Source organism: Streptomyces montanus (assembly GCF_005786655.1).
GTDB classification, from domain to species: Bacteria; Actinomycetota; Actinomycetes; order Streptomycetales; family Streptomycetaceae; genus Streptomyces; species Streptomyces sporangiiformans.
Map to the genome: position 1 here is coordinate 25,754 of NZ_VBZC01000062.1, position 22,457 is coordinate 48,210.

General features: G+C 69.2%; 21 protein-coding genes. 10 read left to right on the forward strand and 11 right to left on the reverse strand.

Going from position 1 to position 22,457, the window contains the following annotated elements:
- Nucleotides 1–28: 28 nt before the first annotated feature.
- Nucleotides 29–850: a class I SAM-dependent methyltransferase gene (locus FE633_RS38035; protein ID WP_138049752.1), complete on the reverse strand. Its 822-nt coding sequence runs from the start codon at nucleotides 848–850 to the stop codon at nucleotides 29–31.
- Nucleotides 851–1,043: 193 nt separating this feature from the next.
- Between FE633_RS38035 and FE633_RS38040 the strand changes: the two genes are divergently transcribed.
- Nucleotides 1,044–1,814, forward strand: a complete 771-nt coding sequence (locus FE633_RS38040) for a phytanoyl-CoA dioxygenase family protein (RefSeq protein ID WP_138049733.1) — start codon at nucleotides 1,044–1,046, stop codon at nucleotides 1,812–1,814.
- A 90-nt stretch (nucleotides 1,815–1,904) separates the two neighbouring features.
- Here the strand turns inward: FE633_RS38040 and FE633_RS38045 are convergent, their stop codons facing one another.
- Both FE633_RS38045 and FE633_RS38050 read right to left on the reverse strand, forming a co-directional pair.
- Complete coding sequence (locus FE633_RS38045; RefSeq protein ID WP_138049734.1) at nucleotides 1,905–3,614, reverse strand: glycoside hydrolase family 6 protein; 1,710 nt, start codon at nucleotides 3,612–3,614, stop codon at nucleotides 1,905–1,907.
- Between the two features lie 13 nt (nucleotides 3,615–3,627).
- A complete protein-coding gene (locus tag FE633_RS38050) occupies nucleotides 3,628–5,109 on the reverse strand; it encodes a cellulase family glycosylhydrolase (RefSeq protein WP_138049735.1) in 1,482 nt (493 codons plus the stop codon).
- A 255-nt stretch (nucleotides 5,110–5,364) separates the two neighbouring features.
- Here FE633_RS38050 and FE633_RS38055 point away from each other — a divergent pair, with 255 nt between their 5' ends.
- The 6 genes from FE633_RS38055 (at nucleotide 5,365) to FE633_RS38070 (ending at nucleotide 12,442) form a co-directional block, all read left to right on the forward strand.
- A complete protein-coding gene (locus FE633_RS38055) occupies nucleotides 5,365–8,277 on the forward strand; it encodes a glycoside hydrolase family 48 protein (RefSeq protein ID WP_138049736.1) in 2,913 nt (970 codons plus the stop codon).
- Nucleotides 8,278–8,556: 279 nt separating this feature from the next.
- Complete coding sequence (locus tag FE633_RS38060) at nucleotides 8,557–11,235, forward strand: cellulose binding domain-containing protein (protein ID WP_138049753.1); 2,679 nt, start codon at nucleotides 8,557–8,559, stop codon at nucleotides 11,233–11,235.
- A 25-nt stretch (nucleotides 11,236–11,260) separates the two neighbouring features.
- Nucleotides 11,261–11,392: a hypothetical protein gene (locus tag FE633_RS49375; RefSeq protein WP_281291319.1), complete on the forward strand. Its 132-nt coding sequence runs from the start codon at nucleotides 11,261–11,263 to the stop codon at nucleotides 11,390–11,392.
- Nucleotides 11,389–11,649 (forward strand): hypothetical protein, encoded by a 261-nt coding sequence (locus FE633_RS38065; protein ID WP_138049737.1) that lies wholly within the window; start codon nucleotides 11,389–11,391, stop codon nucleotides 11,647–11,649. Before FE633_RS49375 ends, FE633_RS38065 begins: the two co-directional genes overlap by 4 nt.
- Before the next feature lie 54 nt (nucleotides 11,650–11,703).
- Nucleotides 11,704–11,877 carry a hypothetical protein gene (locus FE633_RS47540; RefSeq protein ID WP_171060292.1) on the forward strand — a complete coding sequence of 58 codons (174 nt, stop codon included), beginning with the start codon at nucleotides 11,704–11,706 and terminating at the stop codon, nucleotides 11,875–11,877.
- A 169-nt stretch (nucleotides 11,878–12,046) separates the two neighbouring features.
- Complete coding sequence (locus FE633_RS38070) at nucleotides 12,047–12,442, forward strand: DUF6083 domain-containing protein (protein ID WP_171060293.1); 396 nt, start codon at nucleotides 12,047–12,049, stop codon at nucleotides 12,440–12,442.
- A gap of 74 nt (nucleotides 12,443–12,516) precedes the next feature.
- Here the strand turns inward: FE633_RS38070 and FE633_RS38075 are convergent, their stop codons facing one another.
- The 3 genes from FE633_RS38075 to FE633_RS38085 form a co-directional block, all read right to left on the reverse strand.
- A complete protein-coding gene (locus FE633_RS38075) occupies nucleotides 12,517–13,170 on the reverse strand; it encodes a hypothetical protein (protein ID WP_138049738.1) in 654 nt (217 codons plus the stop codon).
- 175 nt (nucleotides 13,171–13,345) lie between these two features.
- Nucleotides 13,346–15,202 (reverse strand): rhamnogalacturonan lyase, encoded by a 1,857-nt coding sequence (locus FE633_RS38080; protein ID WP_138049739.1) that lies wholly within the window; start codon nucleotides 15,200–15,202, stop codon nucleotides 13,346–13,348.
- 124 nt (nucleotides 15,203–15,326) lie between these two features.
- Nucleotides 15,327–15,470 (reverse strand): WCX domain-containing protein, encoded by a 144-nt coding sequence (locus FE633_RS38085; protein WP_342791250.1) that lies wholly within the window; start codon nucleotides 15,468–15,470, stop codon nucleotides 15,327–15,329.
- A 34-nt stretch (nucleotides 15,471–15,504) separates the two neighbouring features.
- On the opposite strand from FE633_RS38085, the gene FE633_RS38090 reads away from it, so the two are divergent.
- Entirely contained in the window at nucleotides 15,505–15,747 is a 243-nt protein-coding gene (locus FE633_RS38090) for a hypothetical protein (RefSeq protein ID WP_138049741.1), read from the forward strand.
- On the opposite strand, the gene FE633_RS38095 is transcribed toward FE633_RS38090, so the two are convergent.
- Together FE633_RS38095 and FE633_RS38100 are read right to left on the reverse strand one after the other, a co-directional pair.
- On the reverse strand, nucleotides 15,704–16,444 hold the full coding sequence (locus tag FE633_RS38095; RefSeq protein WP_138049755.1) for a class I SAM-dependent methyltransferase: 741 nt from the start codon (nucleotides 16,442–16,444) through the stop codon (nucleotides 15,704–15,706). The genes FE633_RS38090 and FE633_RS38095 overlap by 44 nt on opposite strands.
- An 8-nt stretch (nucleotides 16,445–16,452) precedes the next feature.
- A complete protein-coding gene (locus FE633_RS38100) occupies nucleotides 16,453–16,758 on the reverse strand; it encodes a 4a-hydroxytetrahydrobiopterin dehydratase (RefSeq protein ID WP_138049742.1) in 306 nt (101 codons plus the stop codon).
- 225 nt (nucleotides 16,759–16,983) lie between these two features.
- On the opposite strand from FE633_RS38100, the gene FE633_RS38105 reads away from it, so the two are divergent.
- Nucleotides 16,984–17,778 (forward strand): helix-turn-helix domain-containing protein, encoded by a 795-nt coding sequence (locus FE633_RS38105; protein ID WP_138049743.1) that lies wholly within the window; start codon nucleotides 16,984–16,986, stop codon nucleotides 17,776–17,778.
- A 7-nt stretch (nucleotides 17,779–17,785) separates the two neighbouring features.
- Here the strand turns inward: FE633_RS38105 and FE633_RS38110 are convergent, their stop codons facing one another.
- Entirely contained in the window at nucleotides 17,786–18,208 is a 423-nt protein-coding gene (locus FE633_RS38110) for a hypothetical protein (protein WP_138049744.1), read from the reverse strand.
- A gap of 223 nt (nucleotides 18,209–18,431) precedes the next feature.
- On the opposite strand from FE633_RS38110, the gene FE633_RS38115 reads away from it, so the two are divergent.
- A complete protein-coding gene (locus tag FE633_RS38115) occupies nucleotides 18,432–19,295 on the forward strand; it encodes a helix-turn-helix domain-containing protein (protein WP_138049745.1) in 864 nt (287 codons plus the stop codon).
- 205 nt (nucleotides 19,296–19,500) lie between these two features.
- Here FE633_RS38115 and dnaK read toward each other — a convergent pair whose 3' ends face one another.
- Nucleotides 19,501–21,381, reverse strand: a complete 1,881-nt coding sequence (gene dnaK / locus FE633_RS38125) for a molecular chaperone DnaK (protein WP_138049746.1) — start codon at nucleotides 21,379–21,381, stop codon at nucleotides 19,501–19,503.
- Nucleotides 21,382–21,613: 232 nt separating this feature from the next.
- Entirely contained in the window at nucleotides 21,614–22,039 is a 426-nt protein-coding gene (locus FE633_RS38130; protein WP_138049747.1) for an OsmC family protein, read from the reverse strand.
- Nucleotides 22,040–22,457 lie beyond the last annotated feature (418 nt).

Here is a 22,457-nt window from a genome sequence, read left to right on the forward strand (position 1 = left end):
GCGTGCTGACCGCACGACCGAGCGCCGGCTACGCCGCCTTGACGCCGACGTACACCGTCTGCGCCGCCAGCACGAACACGTCCGGCCTGTGGTGCACGCTGGCCTTGTCGTCCGGGTCGAGGAGCCGGTCGAGGGTGGCCAGGTCGTCGGCGTCCAGGCCGTCGGCGAGGCCTTCCCGACGGTGGGTGAGTGTGGTGACGACCCAGGCGCGGGCCTCGTCCGAGAGGGGGGCGGGAAGGTCGAGGAGGAAGGTGCGGGTCGCGGTGTGGCGCAGGCCGGCGGCGGTCAGCAGGGCCGGCCAGTCCTCGGTCTCCTCGGCCGCTCCGGGCAGCTCGGCCCGCATCCTGGTGAACCACTCCTCCAGGACCGCGTCCAGGCGCGCCTGGAGACCGGGGCGGCCGATGCCGATGTCGCGCGGGAGGTAGCGCGCGGGCAGGCCGCCCTCCAGGAGTGCCAGGGTGCCGCCGGGCGCGAGGCGGCTCGCGAAGTCGGTGAGGGCGGCACGCTGGTCGCCGACGTGGTGCAGGGACCTGCTGGCCCACAACAGGTCGGCGGGGTACTCCAAGTCGCCCAGGCCGTCGGCGAGTTCGGCCTCCAGGGTGCTGAAGCGGTCGGCGATCCCGAGGCGGGCGGCACGGGCGCGGGCGTGTTCGAGGAGGGATCCCGCGCCGTCCACGGCGATGACCCGCGCCTGCGGGAACGTCTCGGCGAGGAGGCAGGAGATGACGCCGGGGCCGCTGCCCACGTCCGCGATCAGCTCCGGCTCCGGCTTCCGCTCCCGCAGCCAGGCCGCCGCCTGACGGTAGAGCGGAGTGAACAGCTCGGCTTCCTGCTCCAGCATGGGGAGCATCTCGGCGAAGTCGATCTGAGTGTGGTCGTGATGGTGTGGCACGATTCCTGCCCTCTCGTTCGGGATGCGCCCAGCGTGCTCCCGGCTCCCGGAAACGGCCACTCATGTTGCGGAAACAGCAAGGTGGATCGGCCGAAAGGCCCAGCCGGAAAATCAGATGCGTCCACCCGGCCCGGACAACGAGGATGACGCCATGGACGACGAGACGGTGGAGCGCTTCCTCGAAGACGGCTTCGTGAAGATCGAGGGCGCCTTTCCGCCCCGCGTCGCCACGCACTGCGCGCGGCTGCTGTGGCGGGAGACCGGCTGCGACCCGGACGATCCGTCGACCTGGGACAAGCCGGTGCACTGGGTGCCCGACATGGCGCAGGGACCGTTCGCCGCCGCGGTCAACACTCCCGCCCTGCATGAGGCGTTCGATCTGCTGGTGGGCGAGGACCGGTGGCTGTCGCGCTACTCGCTGGGCACTTTCCCGCTGCGCTTCCCGCACGAGGAGGAACCGGACGACGCGGGCTGGCACATCGAGGGGAGCTATCAGCCCGAGGGCGCCACCTGGCCGTACACCAATGTCCGCTCGAAGGACCGGGCACTGCTGATGCTCTTCCTCTTCAGCGAGGTCACCGAGGAGGACGCGCCGACACGCATCCGGGTGGGCTCACATCTCGACGTCCCCAGGATCCTGGAGCCGTACGGCGAGAAGGGTGTCTCGGGGCTGGAGATCGCCCCGCAGCTGGTCGAGGCCTCCGCACACCGCCCGCTCGCGTACGCCACGGGCCGCCCCGGCGACGTATACCTGTGCCACCCGTTCCTGGTGCACGCCGCGCAGCCGCACCACGGCAGCCGCCCGCGCTTCATGGCGCAACCACCACTGCTGCCCGCGGTGCAGTACGAGCTTGAGCGACCCGACGACGACTACTCGCCGGTGGAGTTCACGATCCGTCAGGGGCTGGGCAGGGGCAACTGACGCAGTTCCTCCGCGCCCCGAAAGGGGCGCGGAGGAACTGCGCGACCGGCCACGACGAACCCGCAGCTCGAACCGCCCTGCGAGCGGAGCTCAGAGCGCCGGGTACGCGTTCTTCATGAGCTCCTGGAACTGGGCCGAGAACCAGTGGCCCGAGATCGGCGCGTCCGCCAGCGCGCCCGACATGTTGTTGCCGTTGCGGGGGTTACCCGTGTACGTCGGGTCGCACATGCGGTCGAAGCCCTTGCCCTCGTCGTTGTCGATGGCCTTGCTCGAACCGTCGGACTCACCCGGGGGCTTCATCCACACGTAGGCGTCGATGCCGGCGGCCGGTGCGGCCTGCGGGCGCTCACCGAGGCCGGCGCCGGACTGGTTGCACCAGTTGCCGGTGTTGATGCGGCGGTCGTAGCGGCCGCCGTCGACGTAGGTGTCGACGCTGGTCGTCGCGCCGGGGCCGGAGGGCCGTGCCGTACCGCCCCAGCCGTTGCGGGAGGTGTCGATCAGCATGCCGATGCCCGAGGGGAAGCCGACCGAGACCAGTTTCTGGCGGAAGGCCTGCGCGAAGGACAGCTCGTCGACGTAGCGGTTCCAGTCGACCCACTTCGACTCACGCACGGACTTGCCCGCCACGTTGTCGTTGATCGTGAAGTTGTTCTCCTTCAGCGCGCTGTAGTTGGCGGTGTTGGTGATGAAGCCGTGCACGTCGTTCACCGTCGCGCCCTCGGCTGTCGCCGCCTGCTTGAACAGGTCCGCCGACGGGCCGAAGTTGTCGTCCCAGCCGATCCAGCCGTGGTGACCGGCGTCCACGTAGTTGTAGACGTTGGGCACGTCACCGAGCTTGTTCAGCGCGTAGCCGACACCCTTGACGTAGTTGCCGTTGGCCTTCATCACGTCGCACTCGGGCGTGGCCGTCGGGCGACCGCCGGTGTTGGTGACCAGGTTCGGCAGCGAGTCGATCTCGACCGTCGTCACGATCCGCAGCGCGGCGTACTTGGGGTCTGCGAGGATCGCGGCGATCGGGTCGATGTACTGGGTCTTGTACTTGTCGATCTCCGTCGGGCCGAGTTCGCCGTTGGAAGCGAGCGCCGAGCAGTCACGGCCGGGCAGGTTGTAGATGACGAGCTGGACGACCAGTTGGTCCGAACCCTTCTGCTTCAGAGCCTCGTCGAGGTGGGCGCGCAGACCCATCTTGCCGCCCGCACCGTTGACGGCGGCGATCCGGTCCAGCCAGACGCCCGTGGGCTGGCCCGCGATCCGGCTGCCGCCGGTCTCGGCCCTGGCCTTCGCGGACCAATCCGGGTTCACGTAGACCTTGGCGCCGGTGTACGGGTTGTCCACCCGGTCACCGGGTCCCGTCGGGTCGGGCGGATCCGTGGGACCGCCGCCGTCGACGTTGCAGGTCACGCCGTCGAGCGTGAAGGTCGTGGGCAGGGCGTTCGTGCCGCTGTAGGAGGCGTTGAAGCCGAAGCTGATCGAACCGCCGGTCGACAGCGTTCCGTTGTAGCTCTCGTTGGCGGCGGTGACCGCGGTGCCGCTCTGGCTGATGTTGGCGTTCCAGCCGTTGGTGATCTTCTGGTTTCCGGCGTACGACCACTTCACGGCCCAGGACGTCTTGGCCGCGGTGTGGTTGGTGACCGTGACCGCGGCGGTGAAGCCGGTGTCCCACTGGTTCTGCACCTTGTAGTCGACGGTGCAGGGGACGGCGGCCGCGCCGGTGTCCGCGGGTATCGCCGCGACGGCGGTGCCCGTCCCGGAGGCGAGCAGCGCCAGGGCTGCCAGTAATGCTGTTCTGGTACGACTCATGGTGTGCGGGTTCCTATCCGTCGAGGGAGCGCAGATGATCGCGCAGCCCGATGCCGAACGACGTGGGTGTGCCGTCGTAGTGGGAGATCAGGGCCGGCCCGGAGTTGCAGTTCCAGGTGTTCCAGGTCCAGCCCAGGTAGGACAGGTCGCGCTCGTCGAACCACGCCATGACGCGGTCGATGAAGGAGTGCGCGCAGGTGTTCTCGCCGATCTCGCCCGCCACGAGCGGGACTTGGGCGGCGACCGGGGCGAGCGTGGAGCCCCAGCAGCTTTCGTTGGCGCAGGTGTTGAAGTTGTAGACGTGCCAGGCGGCGCCGAGATTGCCCGTCGGGTCGTTGGGCTTGTACGTCAGCCACTGGCTCAGGTCGTTCGAGTACGCGAGACCGCCGGCCAGGATCACGTTCTTGGCGCCGGTGGCGCGGATCGCGTCGATCAGGTCCTGCGTTCCGGCGACCTCGTATCCGATGCCGGGGCAGGTGCCGCCGTCGCGCCAGCAGGTCCACGCCTGGGTGGCGGTGGATGTCGCGCGGTCCGGGTAGGGCTCGTTGAACAGGTCGAAGACGACGGTCGGTTCGTCCTTGAAGGTGCTGGCGACCGAGGCCCAGAAGGACGGGGTGTACCGCATGTTCGGCATCGGCTTCTGGCAGCTGGCGTGCACGTCGGAGCAGCCGGCGGAGTTGCCCGTGTACTGGCCGTAGGACCAGTGCAGTTCGAGCATCGGCGTCATGCCGTGCGCCTTGACCTTCGCCACCAGGTCCTTGACCGCGTTGATGTAGTTGGCGCCGGCGTACTCGGGCTTGATGTTGGACAGGCCGAGCCAGCACTCCTCGTTCAGCGGAATGCGGACGGTGTTGACGTTCCAGTCGGCGATCGCCTTCACGGAGGCGTCGTCGACCGGGCCGTCCCAGATGCCGTAGCCCTGGACACAGGCGAACTCGCCGCCGGAGCGGTTGACTCCGAGCAGTCGCCGGGTGGCGCCGCTCTCGTCGACCAGCTTGTTGCCGGAGACCTTCAGCACCGGCGGGCCGTCCGTGGGATCCGGCGGATCGGGTGGATCCGGCGGGTCGGGCGACGGCTCCGCGTCCACGTTGCACAGGGTCCCGTTGAGCTTGAAGGACGTGGGCACGGCGTTGCTCCCCGACCACGAGGCGAGGAACCCGGCGCTGACGCTCGCGCCGGAGGCCAGCGAGCCGTTGTAGCTCTCGTTGGCCGCCGTCACGGTGGTCTGGGACTGGGACCACTTGGCGTTCCAGCCCTGGCTGAGCTTCTGTCCGCCGGCCAGGTCGAAGGTGAGACCCCACCCGCTGAGCGCGGCGGCGTTGTTGGTGATTTTCACGGCGCCCTGGAAGCCGGTGTCCCACTGGCTGGTGACGGAGTACTCCACCGTGCACGCGGGTGCGGCCGCGGAAGCCGTGACGACCGGGGCGATCGCGGTGCCCATGAGGGCCACGGCCGCACCGACCAATAAAAGAGGTAAACGCGGGGGGTGTCGCATGAGCGACTCCTTGCAGCTCTGACCCGCCGTGACGGCCGCGTCGACTGATGGAATCGCTCCCACTGGTGCGGAAGAAGGTAGCGCCAAGTGATGGCAAAGGACAGAGGAGTTGCACTGTTGATCTATCGAATCATTTCGAGTCTTCAAACACCTTGACCCCTTGACCCCCTCTCCCCAATATGGGAGCGCTCCCACTGGTTCAAGGCTTGTTGCTCCTCCCCCACATTTCCGAGCCGCAAGGAGAGGAACCAGAACATGGCACGCAAGAAGAGACGTCGCGCGCGGCGGTTGTGGACCGCAGTCGCGGCGGCCCTCGCGCTCCCCCTCACCACACTGGCTGCGGGATCAACTCCCGCTCAGGCAGCGGCAGTCCAGTGCAGTGTCGACTACAAGACCAATGACTGGGGCTCCGGTTTCACCACGGAACTGACCCTCACCAACCGCGGCTCCGAGGCCATCGACGACTGGACCCTGACGTACGACTACTCGGGCAACCAGAAGCTCTCGAACGGGTGGAGCGGCACCTGGTCGCAGTCCGGCAAGTCGGTCACCGTGAAGAGCGCCTCCTACAACGCGAAGATCGCCGCCGGAGCCGCCGTCACCACCGGTGCGCAGTTCACGTACAGCGGCACGAACGCCGCGCCGACCAAGTTCACCGTCAACGGCACCACCTGCGCCGGCGCCCATCAGCCGCCGATCACCGTACTGACGAGCCCGGCCCCGGGCGCCGTCTACACGCGGGGTGACGCCGTCCCGCTGGCCGCCACCGCCGCGGCCGCCGACAACGCGACCGTCAGCAAGGTCGAGTTCTACGACGACACGACGCTGTTGGGCACCGACACGACGTCCCCCTACACGCTGTCGGCCAATAGCTTGACCGTGGGCAGTCATTCCCTGGTGGCAAAGGCGTACGACAGCCTGGGCGCCTCGGCGGAGTCCACACCGGTCGGCATCACGGTCGCCTCGGGTCCCGCCGTGGTGGCCTCGCCCGCCCAACTGGGCGTCCAGCAGGGGAAGACGGGCACATTCGACGTGAAGCTGTCGACGCAGCCGTCCGCCGACGTGACCGTGTCGACGGCCCGCACGAGCGGCAACACGGGCTTGACCGTCACCGGCGGCTCGTCGCTCCGCTTCACTCCGTCGAACTGGAACACGGCCCAGAAGGTGACCGTCACGGCCGCCGCCTCCGGCACCGGCTCGGCGACCTTCGAGTCGACCGCCACCGGGCACACCAAGGCCACGGTCACCGTCACCCAGCTCGCCGCGACGAAGGCGTACGACGCCCGTTTCCTGGAGCTCTACGGCAAGATCACCAACCCGGCGAACGGCTACTTCTCCCCCGAGGGCATCCCGTACCACTCGGTCGAGACCCTGATCGTCGAGGCGCCGGACCACGGTCATGAGACGACGTCGGAGGCGTACAGCTATCTGATCTGGCTGCAGGCGATGTACGGCAAGGTCACCGGCGACTGGACCAGGTTCAACGCCGCGTGGGAGACCATGGAGAAGTACATGATCCCCACGCACGCCGACCAGCCGACGAACTCCTTCTACAACGCCTCCAAGCCCGCGACGTACGCGCCCGAGCTGGACACCCCGAACGAGTACCCGGCGAAGCTCGACACCGGTGTCTCGGTCGGCTCGGACCCGATCGCCTCGGAGCTGAAGAGCGCGTACGGCACGGACGACGTGTACGGCATGCACTGGCTGCAGGACGTGGACAACGTCTACGGCTACGGCAACGAGCCGGGCAAGTGCGAGGCAGGTCCGACCGCCACCGGCCCGTCGTACGTCAACACCTTCCAGCGCGGCTCGCAGGAGTCGGTGTGGGAGACGGTGACGCAGCCGACCTGTGACGCCTTCAAGTACGGTGGCAAGAACGGGTACTTGGACCTGTTCACCGGTGACGCCTCCTATGCCAAGCAGTGGAAGTTCACCAACGCGCCGGACGCCGACGCCCGTGCCGTGCAGGCCGCTTACTGGGCCGACATCTGGGCCGAGGAGCAGGGCAAGGGCTCCCAGGTCTCGGCGACCCTCGGCAAGGCCGCGAAGATGGGCGACTATCTGCGCTACTCCATGTACGACAAGTACTACAAGAAAATCGGCAACTGCGTCGGCCCGTCGGCCTGTGCGCCCGGCACCGGCAAGGACGCCTCGCACTACCTGATGTCCTGGTACTACGCCTGGGGCGGCGCCACCGACACCGCGGCGGGCTGGGCCTGGCGCATCGGCTCCAGCCACGCCCACGGCGGCTACCAGAACCCGCTGGCCGCGTACGCGCTCAGTTCGTACGCCGATCTGAAGCCCAAGTCGGCGACGGGGCAGGCCGACTGGGCCAAGTCCCTGGACCGGCAGCTGGAGTTCTACCGCTGGCTGCAGTCCAACGAGGGTGCCATCGCGGGCGGTGCCACCAACAGCTGGAAGGGCCGCTACGCGACCCCGCCGGCCGGCACGCCCACCTTCTACGGCATGTACTACGACGAGAAGCCGGTGTACCACGACCCGCCGTCCAACCAGTGGTTCGGCTTCCAGGCGTGGTCCATGGAGCGGGTCGCCGAGTACTACCAGCAGACGGGTGACGCGGACGCCAAGACCGTCCTCGACAAGTGGGTCGACTGGGCGCTGTCCAAGACCACGGTCAACCCGGACGGCACCTTCCGCATCCCGAACACGCTCCAGTGGTCGGGCGCGCCCGACAGCTGGAACGCGTCGAGTCCCGGTGCCAACAGCGGACTGCACGTCACCGTCGCCGACTACACCAACGACGTGGGCGTGGCCGCCGCGTACGCCAAGACCCTGACGTACTACGCCGACAAGTCCGGTGACACGGAGGCGAAGACGACGGCTAAGGCGCTGCTCGACGGCATGTGGAAGAACAACCAGGACGCGCTGGGCATCGCGGTCCCGGAGACCCGCGCCGACTACAACCGCTTCGACGACAGCGTGTACATCCCGAACGGCTGGACCGGGAAGATGCCGAACGGCGACACGATCGACTCCTCGTCCACCTTCGCCTCCATCCGCTCCTTCTACAAGAACGACCCGGCGTGGTCGAAGATCGAGAGCTATCTCGCGGGCGGCGCCGCGCCCACGTTTACGTACCACCGGTTCTGGGCCCAGGCGGACATAGCCCTCGCCATGGGCTCGTACGCGGAGCTACTCGAATAGCCCCCGCCAAGCGCTCCACGGGAAGGGCGGTACCAAGGCTGCGGGCCCGTTGTGGCTGGGCCCGCCCACGCGGCGGAGCCGCACAACGTCGCAGCCCCGCGCCCCTGAGGGGGCGCGGTACGGCGCCGCACTTCGCCGGAGGCGCTTGAGCTCCGCGTACAGGGTCCTGACGTGACAGGGCCCCAAGGCCGGGCGGGTCCCTCGCATCCCGGGGCCCGTCCGGCCGTCGCGCCTTTCCATCCCCCGCTTCAGGAGAGGACCCCCACCGTGCGAAGAACCATCAGAAGGGGCCGCGTTCTCACGACCGTGCTCGCCCTGGCGGCCGGCCTCCTGGCGGGCGGCCCGTCCGCGCTGGCCGCCGAGGCCCCCAAGGCTGCCGAGAAGTCGGTACGCGTCGCCGCGGACACCTACACCTGGAAGAACGCCCGGATCGACGGCGGCGGCTTCGTCCCCGGCATCGTCTTCAACCGCAGCGAGAAGAACCTCGCGTACGCCCGCACCGACATCGGCGGCGCCTACCGCTGGCAGGAGTCGTCGAAGACCTGGACCCCGCTGCTCGACTCGGTCGGCTGGGACGACTGGGGCCACACCGGTGTCGTCAGCCTCGCCTCGGACTCCGTCGATCCGAACAAGGTGTACGCGGCCGTCGGCACGTACACGAACAGCTGGGATCCCGGCAAGGGCGCGGTACTGCGCTCCGCCAACCGGGGCGCGAGCTGGCAGAAGGCCGACCTGCCGTTCAAGCTGGGCGGCAACATGCCCGGGCGCGGCATGGGCGAACGGCTCGCCGTGGACCCGCACAAGAACAGCGTGCTGTATCTGGGCGCCCCCAGTGGCAAGGGCCTGTGGCGCTCCACGGACTCGGGCGCCTCCTGGTCGCAGGTGACGAACTTCCCCAACGTCGGCAACTACGTGCAGGATCCGAGCGACACGAGCGGCTACGCCTCCGACAACCAGGGCATCGTCTGGGTGACCTTCGACGAGTCGACGGGCACGTCCGGGAACGCCACGAAGACTCTCTACGTCGGGGTCGCCGACAAGGACAACGCCGTGTACCGCTCGACCGACGCGGGCGCCACCTGGTCGAGGCTGGCCGGACAGCCCACGGGCCACCTGGCCCACAAGGGGGTCCTCGACGCCAAGAACGGCTACCTCTACCTCGCCTACAGCGACAAGGGCGGCCCGTACGACGGCGGCAAGGGCCGGCTGTGGCGGTACGCGACGGCGACCGGCGCCTGGACGGACATCAGCCCGGTCGCGGAGGCCGACACGTACTTCGGCTTCAGCGGACTGACCGTGGACCGGCAGAAGCCGGGCACGGTGATGGCTACCGCGTACAGCTCCTGGTGGCCGGACACCCAGATCTTCCGCTCGACGGACAGCGGCGGCACCTGGACGAAGGCGTGGGACTACACGTCGTATCCCAACCGCTCCAACCGCTACACGATGGACGTCTCGTCCTCGCCCTGGCTGACCTGGGGCGCGAATCCGTCACCGCCCGAGCAGACCCCGAAGCTGGGCTGGATGACGGAGGCGCTGGAGATCGACCCGTTCAACTCCGACCGGATGATGTACGGGACGGGCGCCACGGTCTACGGCACAGAGAACCTGACGCGGTGGGACAGCGGCGGCCAGTTCGCGATCAAGCCCATGGTGCAGGGCCTGGAGGAGACGGCCGTCAACGACCTGGCCGCTCCCCCGTCCGGCTCGGCCACGCTCCTCAGCGCGCTCGGTGACATCGGCGGCTTCCGGCACACGGACCTGACCAAAGTGCCGTCGATGATGTTCACCTCGCCGAACTTCACCTCCACGACGAGCCTCGACTACGCCGAAAGCAACCCGGGGACGGTGGTACGGGTCGGCAACCTCGACTCCGGACCGCATGTCGCCTTCTCCACGGACAACGGCGCCAACTGGTTCGCCGGCACCGACCCTTCGGGGGTCTCGGGTGGCGGCACAGTCGCGGCCGCGTCCGACGGCAGCCGCTTCGTGTGGAGCCCGGCGGGCACCGGCGTCCAGCACACGACCGGGTTCGGCTCGTCGTGGTCCGCCTCCAGCGGGATTCCGGCGGGCGCGATCGTGGAGTCCGACCGGGTCGACCCGAAGACCTTCTACGGCTTCAAGTCGGGGAAGTTCTACGTCAGTTCGGACGGTGGCGCGACCTTCACCGCCTCCTCCGCGACGGGGCTGCCGAGCGGTGACAGCGTCCGTTTCAAGGCGTTGCCCGGCACCAAGGGCGACATCTGGCTGGCGGGCGGGGCGAGTGACGGCGCCTACGGGCTGTGGCACTCGACGGACGGCGGCGCGACCTTCACCAAGCTGTCCGGCGTCGAGCAGGCCGACACCATCGGCTTCGGCAAGGCCGCGGCCGGCGCCTCGTACCAGACGCTCTACACCAGCGCCAAGATCGGCGGCGTACGCGGCATCTTCCGCTCCACGGACAAGGGCGCGAGCTGGACGAGGATCAACGACGACGCCCACCAGTGGGGTTGGACGGGCGCCGCCATCACCGGTGATCCTCGCGTCTACGGGCGGGTGTACGTGGCGACGAACGGGCGCGGGGTCATCTACGGCGACTCCTCCGACACCGGCGGAGGCGGAGAAGGCGGAGGTGGCGGCACGGATCCGACGCCCACGGGTGCCTGCGCGGTGACGTACCAGGTCACCAGTCAATGGTCGGGAGGTTTCCAGGCGGACGTGCGGCTCGCCAACACCGGGACGAGCGCCTGGAGCGGCTGGTCGCTCGGCTGGTCCTTCCCCGACGGGCAGAAGGTCACTCAGATGTGGAACGCCGACCACACGCAGTCCGGAGCGGCCGTCACAGCGAAGAACCTGGGCTGGAACGCGAACGTCGCGGCCGGTTCCTCGGTGAGCTTCGGCTTCACAGGAAGCTCGACGGCGTCGAACGGCAAACCGACCGCCTTCAAGCTGGGCGACCGGACCTGCTCGGTGTCGTAGCCCCCTGGCGGGGCAGGGAGGGCGCGTGCCGGTCTCGGCACACGCCCTCCCTTCAGGTGAGAGACTGGCGTCCTTCGGCGTGCAGCTCACGACCGTCATCGAAGAGTTCCGTGAACACGCCGGGCCGGAGCGTCTGGGCGAGGAGTCGACCACATGATGGCCCGCACCAAACTGATCCAGGAACTACGCCGCGAGGGCGCCGGCCACAGCAGAACGAGTGCCGCGCTCCTCGTCGAGGACTACGCCCACGTGCTCGCGGTCCAGTTGAGGGAGGCCGGGCACCGCGAGGCCGCGGATCTCATCGACCCTCGCGCCGGGCAGTGCACATGCGGCGCGCCCGACGGAGACGACGAGGACAGCGCGGAGACGCGCCGTTACTGGGAGCACTCCCGGTCGTGCCCGCGGGGAGCGTGAGCGGCGGGGCTGATTGCGGTTACGGTGACTGTTGCACCGACGATTGGAGCCACCATGCCGGAGGAGCCGAAGCCGGGCCCGTTGGGTACGGCGATGCGGAAGGTCACTTTCCCGGACGGATCTCGGGGGATCATCCTGGTGGACGCGGGCACATCGCAGGAGGACGCGGACCTCTTGGCCGCGCAGGTGTGGGCGGACATGCCGGAACCGGGCGTACCGAACGAGTAGACGCGGGGCCGTCGGTTTGTCTACAACGCCTGTCCGGCCGCCGGCGGCGAGGCGCGGGTGCCGGGTGCGGCCGTGGGCGTCTCGACTGCCGCTTCGGGCCCATGTGGGCGCAGGGATCCCGTCTGAATGCCCCCGTGCGACATGCCCGGTGAGGTCGCACGCTCGCGGTATGGGGTCCGTTGACGAGGGGGCGCGGCCTTGGGGCCGCGGGCAGGTCTTCGCGTGTCCGTACTGCGGGTTGCCGCAGGACCGGGTGCCGACGTTGGAGCAGGACTGGGTGCTGCTGGAGCCGGGCGTCGATGTACTGGCCCATCTGGTACCGGCGGAGCACCGGTGGATTGTCCTGTCGGACGGGCGGGTGACCGTGTACGGGGTGTGCCCGCCGGATCCGTTTCAGCGCTGCCGCATCGAACACCGGCTGGCGTGTCCCGGGCAGAGGCTGCCGGACCTGTGGCGTTGGCTGACGGCGATGCGAGCGGAGAACGCGCGCAGGTCGGAGCGGCAGGCGGGCTCGAAGGCGGGGCCGGAGCTGCCGCCGGACCTCGGGTTGCCGGACGTCGGGTAGGCCCCGTGAGCACGCCGCGGCGCCCCCACTCGGATCGGTGCGGATGAGGGCGCTTCGCTTGTTCAGCGGTGTCGCTACTTCACGTTTCCTGTGAAGATCGCGGTCTCCGAGTCGTAGTCGGGTGCGACCTCCACCTGGAGGAACTTCTCTCCCTTGGGCAGTTCGCAGCCCCAGGGGACGGACAGCGAGCGGCCCGCGAGGATGCGGGTTTCCGGGAGGCCGTTGAGGCCCTCGTCGAAGATGGCTTCGCCTTCTTTGCCTTCGTCGCCGTAGGCGCAGTTGACGGACATCTCGTCGGCGTTGAGGGTTTCGTCGGACTTGTTCACGATCTTGATGGTGAACTTGGCGTACGGCATGTTCTCCGGGGAGGCGTAGTCGCTGGATACGCCGCGCGAGAACTTCGACAGGCCGACTTCCACGTCGGTCTCGTAGGTCACCGTGTCGCCGAGGCCGTAGACGCCGTCGCTGGTGTCCTCGGGCGTCGGTGCGGGATCTGTGTCGGCCGCGGCTTCGGTGCCCTCGGCCGCTGTGGTCTCGGTGACGGTGACGGTGGGGGCGGCTTCGGCGTCACCGCCGCTGGTGACACCGGCGGTGATGGCCGCCGAGACGGCTGCGGCCACAACGGCGGCGGCCACGGCGACGACGACCGTGTTGGTCTTCTTCGGAGGCGGTGGCGGTGGCGGCGCGTAGACCGGCATGGTCGGCGGCGGTCCGAAATCGTGGCTCATGATCCCCCCCAGGGATGGTGCTGTTGAGTGGCGAATCATCTCTTGAGGACACCGTCTTGTGGAGATGCTGTGATGAAAATGTTCCCGTAATGAGTAAATCGGCGGCCATCCGAAGGACTTGGATGGCCGCCGTGTGGTCTCTCGCTCAGTGCATGTCTCGCCGCTCAGGGTGCGCTCAGGGCGTGTAGACCGTCGGCCTGGGGGCCGTCGCCATGCCGCTGCCGATGTGGAAGCTTGGGTGCGGCGGCTGGTTGTAAGCCGTGTTCTGCCAGGCCAGCGCGGTGCGGTACATCGTGTCATGGAGCAGGGTGGTGATCTTCGCGCTGGTCTCGTACGGCGTGGAGTAGATCCGCAGGGCCGTGTTGTCCGACGTCGGCCAGACGACCTCCTCGCGCCAGTCGCCGAAGATGTCGCCGGAGAGCGACGGGGTGGCCTTCGTGCCGTTGTTGGAGTGGACGGAGGCGCCGGTCAGCAGGCGGGTGTCGCCCGAGGTGCCGTACTTGTCGATGCGGGTGCCGTCGAGGAGTTCGCGGGTGGTGTCGCCGTCCCACCAGCTGACGAAGTTGATGCTGGACGGCTCCCGGCCGAGGGAGGCGCCGGTGGCCGAGCGGAGTGTGCTGTCGGCCGCGGACCAGGACTCGGCGCCGGCCGAACCCGCGTAGATGTCGGCCGAGACACCGCGGCCGTTGTCGGAACCGGAGGCCGTCTGCCACAGGATCTGCCCCGTGCGCGCGTCGGCCAGCCAGGAACCGGGCTTGGAGCTGTCCTCGGAGACCTTGAAGTACTCCAGGCCGGCGCGGGACGGGTTGAGGTCGCCGACATGGCCCGCGTCACCATGGCCCAGCTTCGTCGTCCACAGCCCGTTGCCGTTGTCGTCCACGGTCATGCCGCCGTAGACGATCTCGTCCTTGCCGTCGGCGTCGACGTCCGCGATGGACAGGCTGTGATTACCCTGCCCGTCGTACCCCTTGCCCGTGTTGGTCGACGAGTTGGTGTCGAAGGTCCAGCGGCGCGTGAACTGGCCGTTCCGCCAGTCCCAGGCCGCGATCACCGTGCGCGTGTAGTAGCCGCGCGCCATGATCAGCGAGGGTCGGCTGCCGTCCAGGTAGGCCGTGCCGGCGAGGAACCGGTCGACCCGGTTGCCGTACGAGTCGCCCCACGACGCGACCGATCCGCGCGCCGGGACGTAGTCGACCGTCTGCATCGCCTTGCCGGTCTGGCCGTTGAACATGGTCAGGAATTCGGGGCCGGACAGGACGTACCCGCTGGAGTTGCGGTGGTCGGCGGACGAACTGCCGATCACCGCGCCGGTGCCGTCCTTCGTGCCGTCCGCGGTCTTCATGGCGACCTCGGCCTTGCCGTCGCCGTCGTAGTCGTACACCTGGAACTGCGTGTAGTGCGCGCCCGAGCGGATGTTGCGGCCGAGGTCGATGCGCCACAGCCGGGTGCCGTCGAGCTTGATGCCGTCGATGAATGTGTTGCCGGTGACGCCCGACTGCGAGTTGTCCTTGGCGTTGGTCGGCTGCCACTTCAGGACGAAGTCGAGGGCCCCGTCGCCGTCGAGGTCGGCGACGGAGGCGTCGTTGGCCTCGTAGGTGTAGCCGGAGCCGCCCGCCGGGGGCGTGATGGGCACGTCCTTGTATCCGGTGCGGAACTGGATGGCGTGCACGGAGTCGGCCTGCTCCACTCCGTCCACCACCGCGCGGACCGTGTAGTCGGCCTGGGAGGGGGCGCCGGAGTGGAAGTAGTTCGTGGAACCGCTGATCGGCGTCGAGTTGACCTTCGTACCGGCCCGGTAGACGTTGAACGACACGTTGTTCGGGTCGGTGCCGAGCCACCGCCAGCTGACCAGGTTGCCGCTGTCGGTGTGGACGCTGACGACGCCCCGGTCGAGCTTCTCGACCTGTCGGGCGGTCGCCGCCTGCGCCGGGCCGCCCGTGAGCGCGGTGAGCCCGGCGGCGGCGAGGGCGCCGGCGATCACGGTGGTGAGGAGGAGCCGGGTTCGCTTGCGTCTGCGATGCGTGTGCTGCACGGTGAGGTACCTCCTGAGAGGGGCAGACGGGATCTACTTCCCCAGTCGTCGCCGGAGGCACGGGAGTTGCCGCCTTTCAGCAAGCGCTCTCTATGGCGTACGCAGCGTACGTACGGGCCGGCCTCTACGCGTACGTACGGGCCAGCGCGGCGACCGTCGCGGCGATGCGTTCGCGCAGTTCGGCCGGTTCCAGCACCTCGATGCCCGTGCCGAGGCCCAGGAACTCGGCGTGCGCGTGGCCGACGGACTCGATGGGGACGGTGGCCACAGTCCAGCCATCCGTATCCACTGACGCGGTCGGCGTGCGCGCGCAGCTCACGCGGGAGGGCCGCGCGGACCTTCAGCTGGGCGGCGGCGAGGACCGAGCCCAGGCCCAGCTCGGCGGCAAGGGCGTGCGCGTGCGGTTCGTGTGGTCGGGGATCTCCGACACCACCGCCCGCTGGGAACAGGCGTTCTCGGTGGACGGAGAGAAGACATGGGTGACGAACTGGTTCATGGACTTCACGCGACGCGCGGCCCCGGTTTCCGGAACGACCTCAGCTTGAACTCCGGTTCGGCGCGCGGGACATGCTGGTCCGGCAGCTCCTCCAGGAGGGACGCCAGCTCCTCGGTGAGCGGGTCGCCGGGGCGGAGGAGCGTGTACCAGCCGCGCCGTACATCGGCGGCGGCCCGGGCGGGGGTGCGGCCCTGGCCTCGGCCGGGGAATGCCGAACGGCCCTCCGGGACCAGCCCGCTGTCGGCGGCGAAGCCGGTCACCATTCCGGCCTCGTCACGGGGAGCACGGCGTGGACGGGGAGCCATGACGGCGTCGATGTCACTGCCGACGTCGTGGGAGGCCGCCTTGTCGACGGTCGTGACGAAGACACCGCCCGGCCGCAGCACCCGCGCCGCCTCGGCGACCACAAGGGCCGCGTCGTCCAGCAGATGCAGCAGCCAGATGGCCGATACGGCGTCGAACGAGCTGCTGGAAAAGGGGAGTTGACGACTGTCGGCGAGTATGACGCGGCCCGGGAGCTGCTCGGCGGCCCGGCGCAGCATCCCGTACGCCGCGTCGACGCCCGTCACATCAAGACCCGTCGCCGCGAGGCGCCGGGTCACGGTGCCGGTACCGCAGGCGACGTCGAGGAGGGTGCGCGTCCCCTCGGGAAGCATCCCGAGTACGGCGCTCGCGGCCGCGGCGGCACGCGGCTCGCCGCCCCGGGACGCGTCGTACCACTCCGCCTCTTTGTTGTAGTCGAACACCAGCGAGCTCAACTCGCACCGTGCCCCGGAGCGATCTCCTCCACCCGGCGCGCCAGGTCGAAGTCCAGGTCGGTGACCGCGCCGCCCACGCTGTGCGTGTTCACCGTGAGGGAGACGGAGTGGTAGCCGAGCGTGAGGTCGGAGTGGTGGTCCAGCTCATCCTGCAGCTGGGCGATGTGCAGGACCATCGCGGCCGCCGCGAAGTGCGAGCCGAGCCGGTAGGAGCGGGCGATCCGGTCACCGTCGAGCGACCAGCCCGGCAACTCCGCGAGGCGGTCCTCGATCTCCTTCTGCGACAGCGGTTCGAGAGGCATGGCTGTGCTTCCTTCCGTCATCCCGTAACCCTCCGGCTCTCTCAGCGTGCCACAGCCGGACGGTTTCGGTCCTGGTCAGGCGGGTGACCGGGGTTCGACGGCGTACGCTTCCGGCGGCGAGGCGTACGGATTCGGCCGCCGTCCATGATCGTGCCACGATGCCCTTGTGTCACTCCGGTCGCACTCGGCCACTGCCCGCAGCCGCACCTCGACTACGGTCTTCCCATGACCAAGGGGATCGGCCCGCTGCTGCGGGGCTGGCGGGAGCAGCGTCGGGTCAGTCAGCTGGAGCTGGCCTTGCGGGCCGGGTCGTCGGCGCGGCACATCAGTTTCATCGAGACGGGCCGCTCCCGGCCGAGCGAGGAGATGGTGCTGCGTCTCGCCGAGCATCTGGACGTCCCCGTGCGGGAGCGCAACGCCCTTCTGCTGACGGCCGGTTACGCACCCCGCTATCCGGAGACCCCGCTGGACGACCCGGCGATGGGGGCCCTGCGGGAGGGCATGGAACGGCTGATCCAGGGATACGAGCCCTATCCGGCGATGGTGGTGGACGCCACCTACAACGTGGTCGCCGCCAACCGGGGCATCGCGATGCTGCTCGACGGCGTGCCCGAGCACCTGCTCGCCCCGCCGCTCAACGCGATGCGTCTGACCCTGCACCCGGAGGGCCTGGCGCCCAGGATCCGCAATCTGCACGAGTGGCGTGGTCACCTGCTGGACCAGATGGGACGGCAGATCGCCCTGCGCCGCTCGGAGTCGCTGCGTGTGCTGTACGAGGAGGTGGCGACGTATCCGTATCCCGACAACCCGTACCCCGAGGGCGCCGAAGCGTCCCCGGAGCCGGTCCCCCTCATCGCGCTGCCGATGCGGATCGAGCACGACGGTCGCGTCCTCTCCTTCATCTCGTCCATCTCGACGTTCAACACCCCCATGGACGTGACCGTCGCCGAGCTGGCCATCGAGACGCTCCTCCCGGCCGACCCGGCGACGGTCAAGTACCTTCAGTCGCTGATTCCCTGACGGTCACTCAGTCGCGATCGGCCGCCGCCCGCAGCGCCATGTACTGCAGGCCCGCGAAGCCGGCCACGGTCAGCGCCTGCACCGGCACCCACACCGCGCCCGCCGTACTCGGTGACAGCCACACGGCGAGCGCGACGAAACTCAGCGCCGCCCAGGCGAGGTTGGCCTCGATCACGGCGCGCACGGGAAGGACCGGCGGGCGTCGGCGCGTGGCGAGCCAGGCGACGCCCGCCGCGTAGGCCAGGAGGAACAGCCCGAGCCCGAGCAGCATCCCCGAGCCGATTCCGAGCAGCCGCCCGAGCGGTCCGGAGACGGCGGCGTAGGCGATGGCGTTCGCCCCGGTGACCAGTGCGTCGAGTGCCAGGAAGCGGCGCAGCATGGTCTGCGGCTCGCTGGTGCGGGCCAGGGCGGCGAGCTGGGCTGCGGACATGATGGATCACCTTCCGTCGATGTCGGGGCGGGCCGGCACGGGCCGGCGGGACCCGGATCCCGGGACGGAGTGCGCCGGCCCGGGACCCGGTGCGTCCACCCTGCCCGGCCGCGCGGACAGGCGTCGATTACCTGAGAGGTCATGGGCGCTCTGCCGTTCACGTGAGGGTTCTCCGGAAACATGGCAAACTTCTGGCGATGCTCGGCGCTTGGGGAGGCGTGGCGTGAGTGAACGGCGTCCTGCGCCGACCGTGGGCCAGGTGGTGCTGGGGAGACGGCTTCAGGAGTTGCGCGAGGCGACCGGGCTGAGGCGGGACGAGGCCGCGCGGATCCTGCGGGTCACGGCCGCGACCGTCCGCCGGATGGAGATGGCCGAGGTCGCCCTGAAGATCCCGTACATGCAGGTGCTGCTGTCCACGTACGGAGTGCCCGACGACGAGATCGCGGTGTTCGTCGCGCTCGCCGAGGAGGCGAACCAGCCCGGCTGGTGGCAGCGCTTCCACGACGTCCTGCCGGACTGGTTCAGCATGCATGTGAGCCTCGAGGGCGCGGCCTCGGTCATCCGGTCGTACGAGCCGCACTTCGTGCCCGGCCTGCTGCAGACCGAGGACTACGCGCGCGCGGTCCTGGAGGCCGGCACCGTCGGACAGACGCGGCCCGAGGAGATCGAACGGCATGTGTCACTGCGGCTGGCCCGGCAGAAACTACTGACCCGCGAACACGCGCCCCGCCTGTGGGTGATCATGGACGAAACGGTGCTGCGGCGGCCGGTGAGCATCCGCGGCGAGGTGATGCGGGATCAGCTGGACCGCCTCCTGGAGGCCGTCGAGAACGACCGCATCACGCTGCAGGTCGCCGAGTTCGAGTCCGGCCCGCATCCGGGCACGTACGCGCCCTTCGCGCTGTTCCGATTCGCGGAGCCCGAGCTGCCGGACATGGTCTACAGCGAGTATCTGACCGGCGCCCTCTATCTCGACACGCGCGCGGAGGTCGCCGCGCATCTGGAGGTCCTGGACCACATGACGGCCCGAGCGGCCTCGGCCCAGCGCACGAAGCACCTCATCGAGAGCCGCCGCGACGACTTCTGACGGAGGGGTTTCGCTGGGGCTCCGCCCCCAGACCCCGCTCCTCAAACTCCCCCAGCTACCGCTGGGAGGTGCCCCCAGAGGGGCTGAAATCTTCAGCCCGTCCGGCGTTTGAGGACGAGGCCGCAAGGCCGATACGGGGTCTGGGGGCGGAGCCCCCAGGAACAGGATGGGACGGGTAGGGGCGGCGGGGGCGAAAAACCCACCCCTAGGCAGCGCCGCCCTTCGTGTCCTTCTCGTCGTCCACGATCTCCGCGTCCACGACCCCTTCCTCGTCAGAGGCTTCCGAGGACGACCGCTCGGCGCCGGGCTGTTGGTCCGCAGGGCTCTGCTGCGTCTGGGCGTACATCGCCTGGCCCATCTTCTGGCTGACGCCTGCCAGCTTCTCGACCCCGGCCCGCAGGGCACTCGTGTCGGCGCCGTCGCGGTCCTCCAGCAGCGTCTTGAGCTCGGCGACCGAGGACTCCACCTCGGTCCTGGTCTCCGCCGGGATCCGCTCCTCGTTGTCCCGCAGGAACCGCTCGGTCTGGTACACGAGCTGCTCGGCCTGGTTGCGTGTCTCGGCCGCCTCCCGCCGCTGGCGGTCCTCGTCCGCGTACTGCTCCGCCTCGCGCATCATCCGGTCGATGTCGTCCTTGGGGAGCGCGGAGCCGCCGGTGACGGTCATCTTCTGCTCGCGCCCGGTGGCGAGGTCCTTCGCCGAGACGTGCATGATGCCGTTGGCGTCGATGTCGAAGGCGACCTCGATCTGCGGTACCCCGCGCGGCGCGGGCGGCAGGCCGGTGAGGTCGAAGACGCCGAGCTTCTTGTTGTAGGCGGCGATCTCGCGCTCGCCCTGGAAGACCTGGATGCCGACCGAGGGCTGGTTGTCCGTGGCCGTGGTGAAGATCTCCGAACGCCGCGTGGGAATGGTCGTGTTGCGCTCGATGAGTTTCGTCATGATGCCGCCCTTGGTCTCGATGCCCAGGGACAGCGGGGTGACGTCGAGGAGGAGTACGTCCTTCACGTCACCGCGGATGACGCCCGCCTGCAGCGCCGCACCGAGGGCCACGACCTCGTCGGGGTTGACTCCCTTATGCGGATCCTTGCCGGTGAGTTCCTTGACCAGTTCCGTCACGGCGGGCATCCGTGTGGAGCCGCCGACGAGGATGACGTGGTCGACGGCGGCGAGCTTCACGCCCGCGTCCTTGACCGCCTGGTGGAAGGGGGTCTTGCAGCGGTCGAGCAGATCACTGGTGAGTTCCTGGAACTGGGCGCGCGTGAGCTTCTCGTCGAGGTGCAGCGGTCCTTCGGAGGAGGCGGTGATGTAGGGCAGGTTGATGGTGGTCTCGGTGGACGAGGACAGCTCGATCTTGGCTTTTTCGGCACCCTCGCGCAGCCGCTGGAGCGCCATCTTGTCCTGGCCGAGGTCGATGCCGTACGAGCCCTTGAACCGTTTGACGAGGTGGTCGACGATCCGCTGGTCCCAGTCGTCGCCGCCCAGTTGGGTGTCGCCGTTGGTGGCCTTGACCTCGATGACGCCCTCGCCGATCTCCAGGAGCGAGACGTCGAAGGTGCCGCCGCCCAGGTCGAAGACCAGGACGGTCTGCTCCTCACCGCGGTCGAGCCCGTACGCGAGGGCCGCGGCCGTCGGCTCGTTGATGATCCTCAGCACCTTGAGGCCCGCGATCTCGCCGGCCTCCTTGGTGGCCTGGCGCTGGGCGTCGTCGAAGTAGGCGGGCACGGTGATCACGGCGTCCGTGACGTCCTCGCCGAGGTACGACTCGGCGTCCCGCTTCAGCTTCTGCAGCACCCGCGCGGACAGCTCCTGTGCCCGGTAGCGGGTGCCGTCGATGTCGCCCTTCTCCGGGAAGCGCCAGTTCGCGTCGCCCATGTGACGCTTCACGGAGCGCGCGGTGCGCTCGACGTTCGTCACCGCCTGCCGTTTGGCGACCTCGCCCACGAGGACCTCGTTGTTCTTCGCGAAGGCCACGACGGACGGCGTGGTCCGCGCGCCCTCGGCATTGGCGACGACGGTGGGCTCACCGCCCTCCAGTACGGCCACCACCGAGTTCGTGGTACCGAGATCGATCCCGACCGCACGTGCCATCTCCGTCCCCTTCCGCCCGGACTCTTCCACCCACCAGCACAAAACTTGAGTGCGCTCTTGTCAATCCCGTATACCCCGGAATGGCGGGACGCACCGCCCGGAGACAATCCCCGCACACAACGATGCCGCGCCCTTCCGGAGGAAGGGCGCGGCATCGAGGCGTATCGGGCGCTGACGGGGCGATCGAGACCTGTCGAGCGCGTGTCGGGCGCGTATCGGGCGCTGCCGAGCGTCAGGCCAGCTCAGCCGTCAGCGTGATCGTCGTGCCGGTGAGGGCCTGGCTGACCGGGCAGTTCTTCTTGGCGTCCTCGGCGGCCGCCGCGAAGCCCTCCGCGTCCAGACCCGGCACCTCGCCGCGCACGGTGAGGTGGATTCCGGTGATGCCCTCGCCGGGCTGGAAGGTGACGTCGGCCTTGGTCTCCAGGCGGGTGGGCGGAGTGCCGGCGCCGGTCAGGCCGTGCGACAGGGCCATGGAGAAGCAGCTGGAGTGAGCACCGGCGATCAGCTCCTCCGGGCTGGTCTTGCCGTTCGCCTCCTCGGCACGCGACGGCCAGGACACCGGCTGCGAGCCGATGCCGGAGGAGTCGAAGGTGACGGTGCCGCTGCCCTTGAGCAGTTCGCCCTCCCAGACGGTGTGTGCGGTGCGCGTGGTTGCCACGATGGTTCCTTTCGGATGGGATCCCTGGATCGGTTCCGTCCGGGCCATCCGATCACATCCGGGCTCGACACACCCAAAGGTTCGCGAGCCCACAGCGGCACGTGGGGCGGTGCGACATGCCCGTGGCACGGCAGCGATGGCCGGAATACGAGCTGGGCAAACGTCTTCGGCGGTGACATTTTGGGGCCCTCGTCGAGGTGCGGCCGCGGATCCGGTACTTGCGGCAGCGCGCACTGATCGTGATCGACCAGTCCGGCAGCGCGTGCACCACACGCCGCGCAGGGTGGTCGCTCCGTTCGGGCCGGTGAGTCGGGGAACATCGGCCCGACAGGCGGGCGGCTCCTCCGTCATGGGGGTACGGAGGGGCGGCCCGCCCTTGCCGGGGCGGCCCGCTCGTCTTCGTCAGGCGGCCCGCTCG

Excerpts from the sequence above, each read along its gene's own strand:
- FE633_RS38035 (WP_138049752.1), bottom strand. The coding sequence starts at position 850 with ATGCTCCCCATGCTGGAGCAGGAAGCCGAGCTGTTCACTCCGCTCTAC.
- FE633_RS38040 (WP_138049733.1), top strand. The coding sequence starts at position 1,044 with ATGGACGACGAGACGGTGGAGCGCTTCCTCGAAGACGGCTTCGTGAAG.
- FE633_RS38045 (WP_138049734.1), bottom strand. The coding sequence starts at position 3,614 with ATGAGTCGTACCAGAACAGCATTACTGGCAGCCCTGGCGCTGCTCGCC.
- FE633_RS38050 (WP_138049735.1), bottom strand. The coding sequence starts at position 5,109 with ATGCGACACCCCCCGCGTTTACCTCTTTTATTGGTCGGTGCGGCCGTG.
- FE633_RS38055 (WP_138049736.1), top strand. The coding sequence starts at position 5,365 with ATGGCACGCAAGAAGAGACGTCGCGCGCGGCGGTTGTGGACCGCAGTC.
- FE633_RS38065 (WP_138049737.1), top strand. The coding sequence starts at position 11,389 with ATGATGGCCCGCACCAAACTGATCCAGGAACTACGCCGCGAGGGCGCC.
- FE633_RS47540 (WP_171060292.1), top strand. The coding sequence starts at position 11,704 with ATGCCGGAGGAGCCGAAGCCGGGCCCGTTGGGTACGGCGATGCGGAAG.
- FE633_RS38070 (WP_171060293.1), top strand. The coding sequence starts at position 12,047 with ATGGGGTCCGTTGACGAGGGGGCGCGGCCTTGGGGCCGCGGGCAGGTC.
- FE633_RS38075 (WP_138049738.1), bottom strand. The coding sequence starts at position 13,170 with ATGAGCCACGATTTCGGACCGCCGCCGACCATGCCGGTCTACGCGCCG.
- FE633_RS38100 (WP_138049742.1), bottom strand. The coding sequence starts at position 16,758 with ATGCCTCTCGAACCGCTGTCGCAGAAGGAGATCGAGGACCGCCTCGCG.
- FE633_RS38105 (WP_138049743.1), top strand. The coding sequence starts at position 16,984 with ATGACCAAGGGGATCGGCCCGCTGCTGCGGGGCTGGCGGGAGCAGCGT.
- FE633_RS38110 (WP_138049744.1), bottom strand. The coding sequence starts at position 18,208 with ATGTCCGCAGCCCAGCTCGCCGCCCTGGCCCGCACCAGCGAGCCGCAG.
- dnaK (WP_138049746.1), bottom strand. The coding sequence starts at position 21,381 with ATGGCACGTGCGGTCGGGATCGATCTCGGTACCACGAACTCGGTGGTG.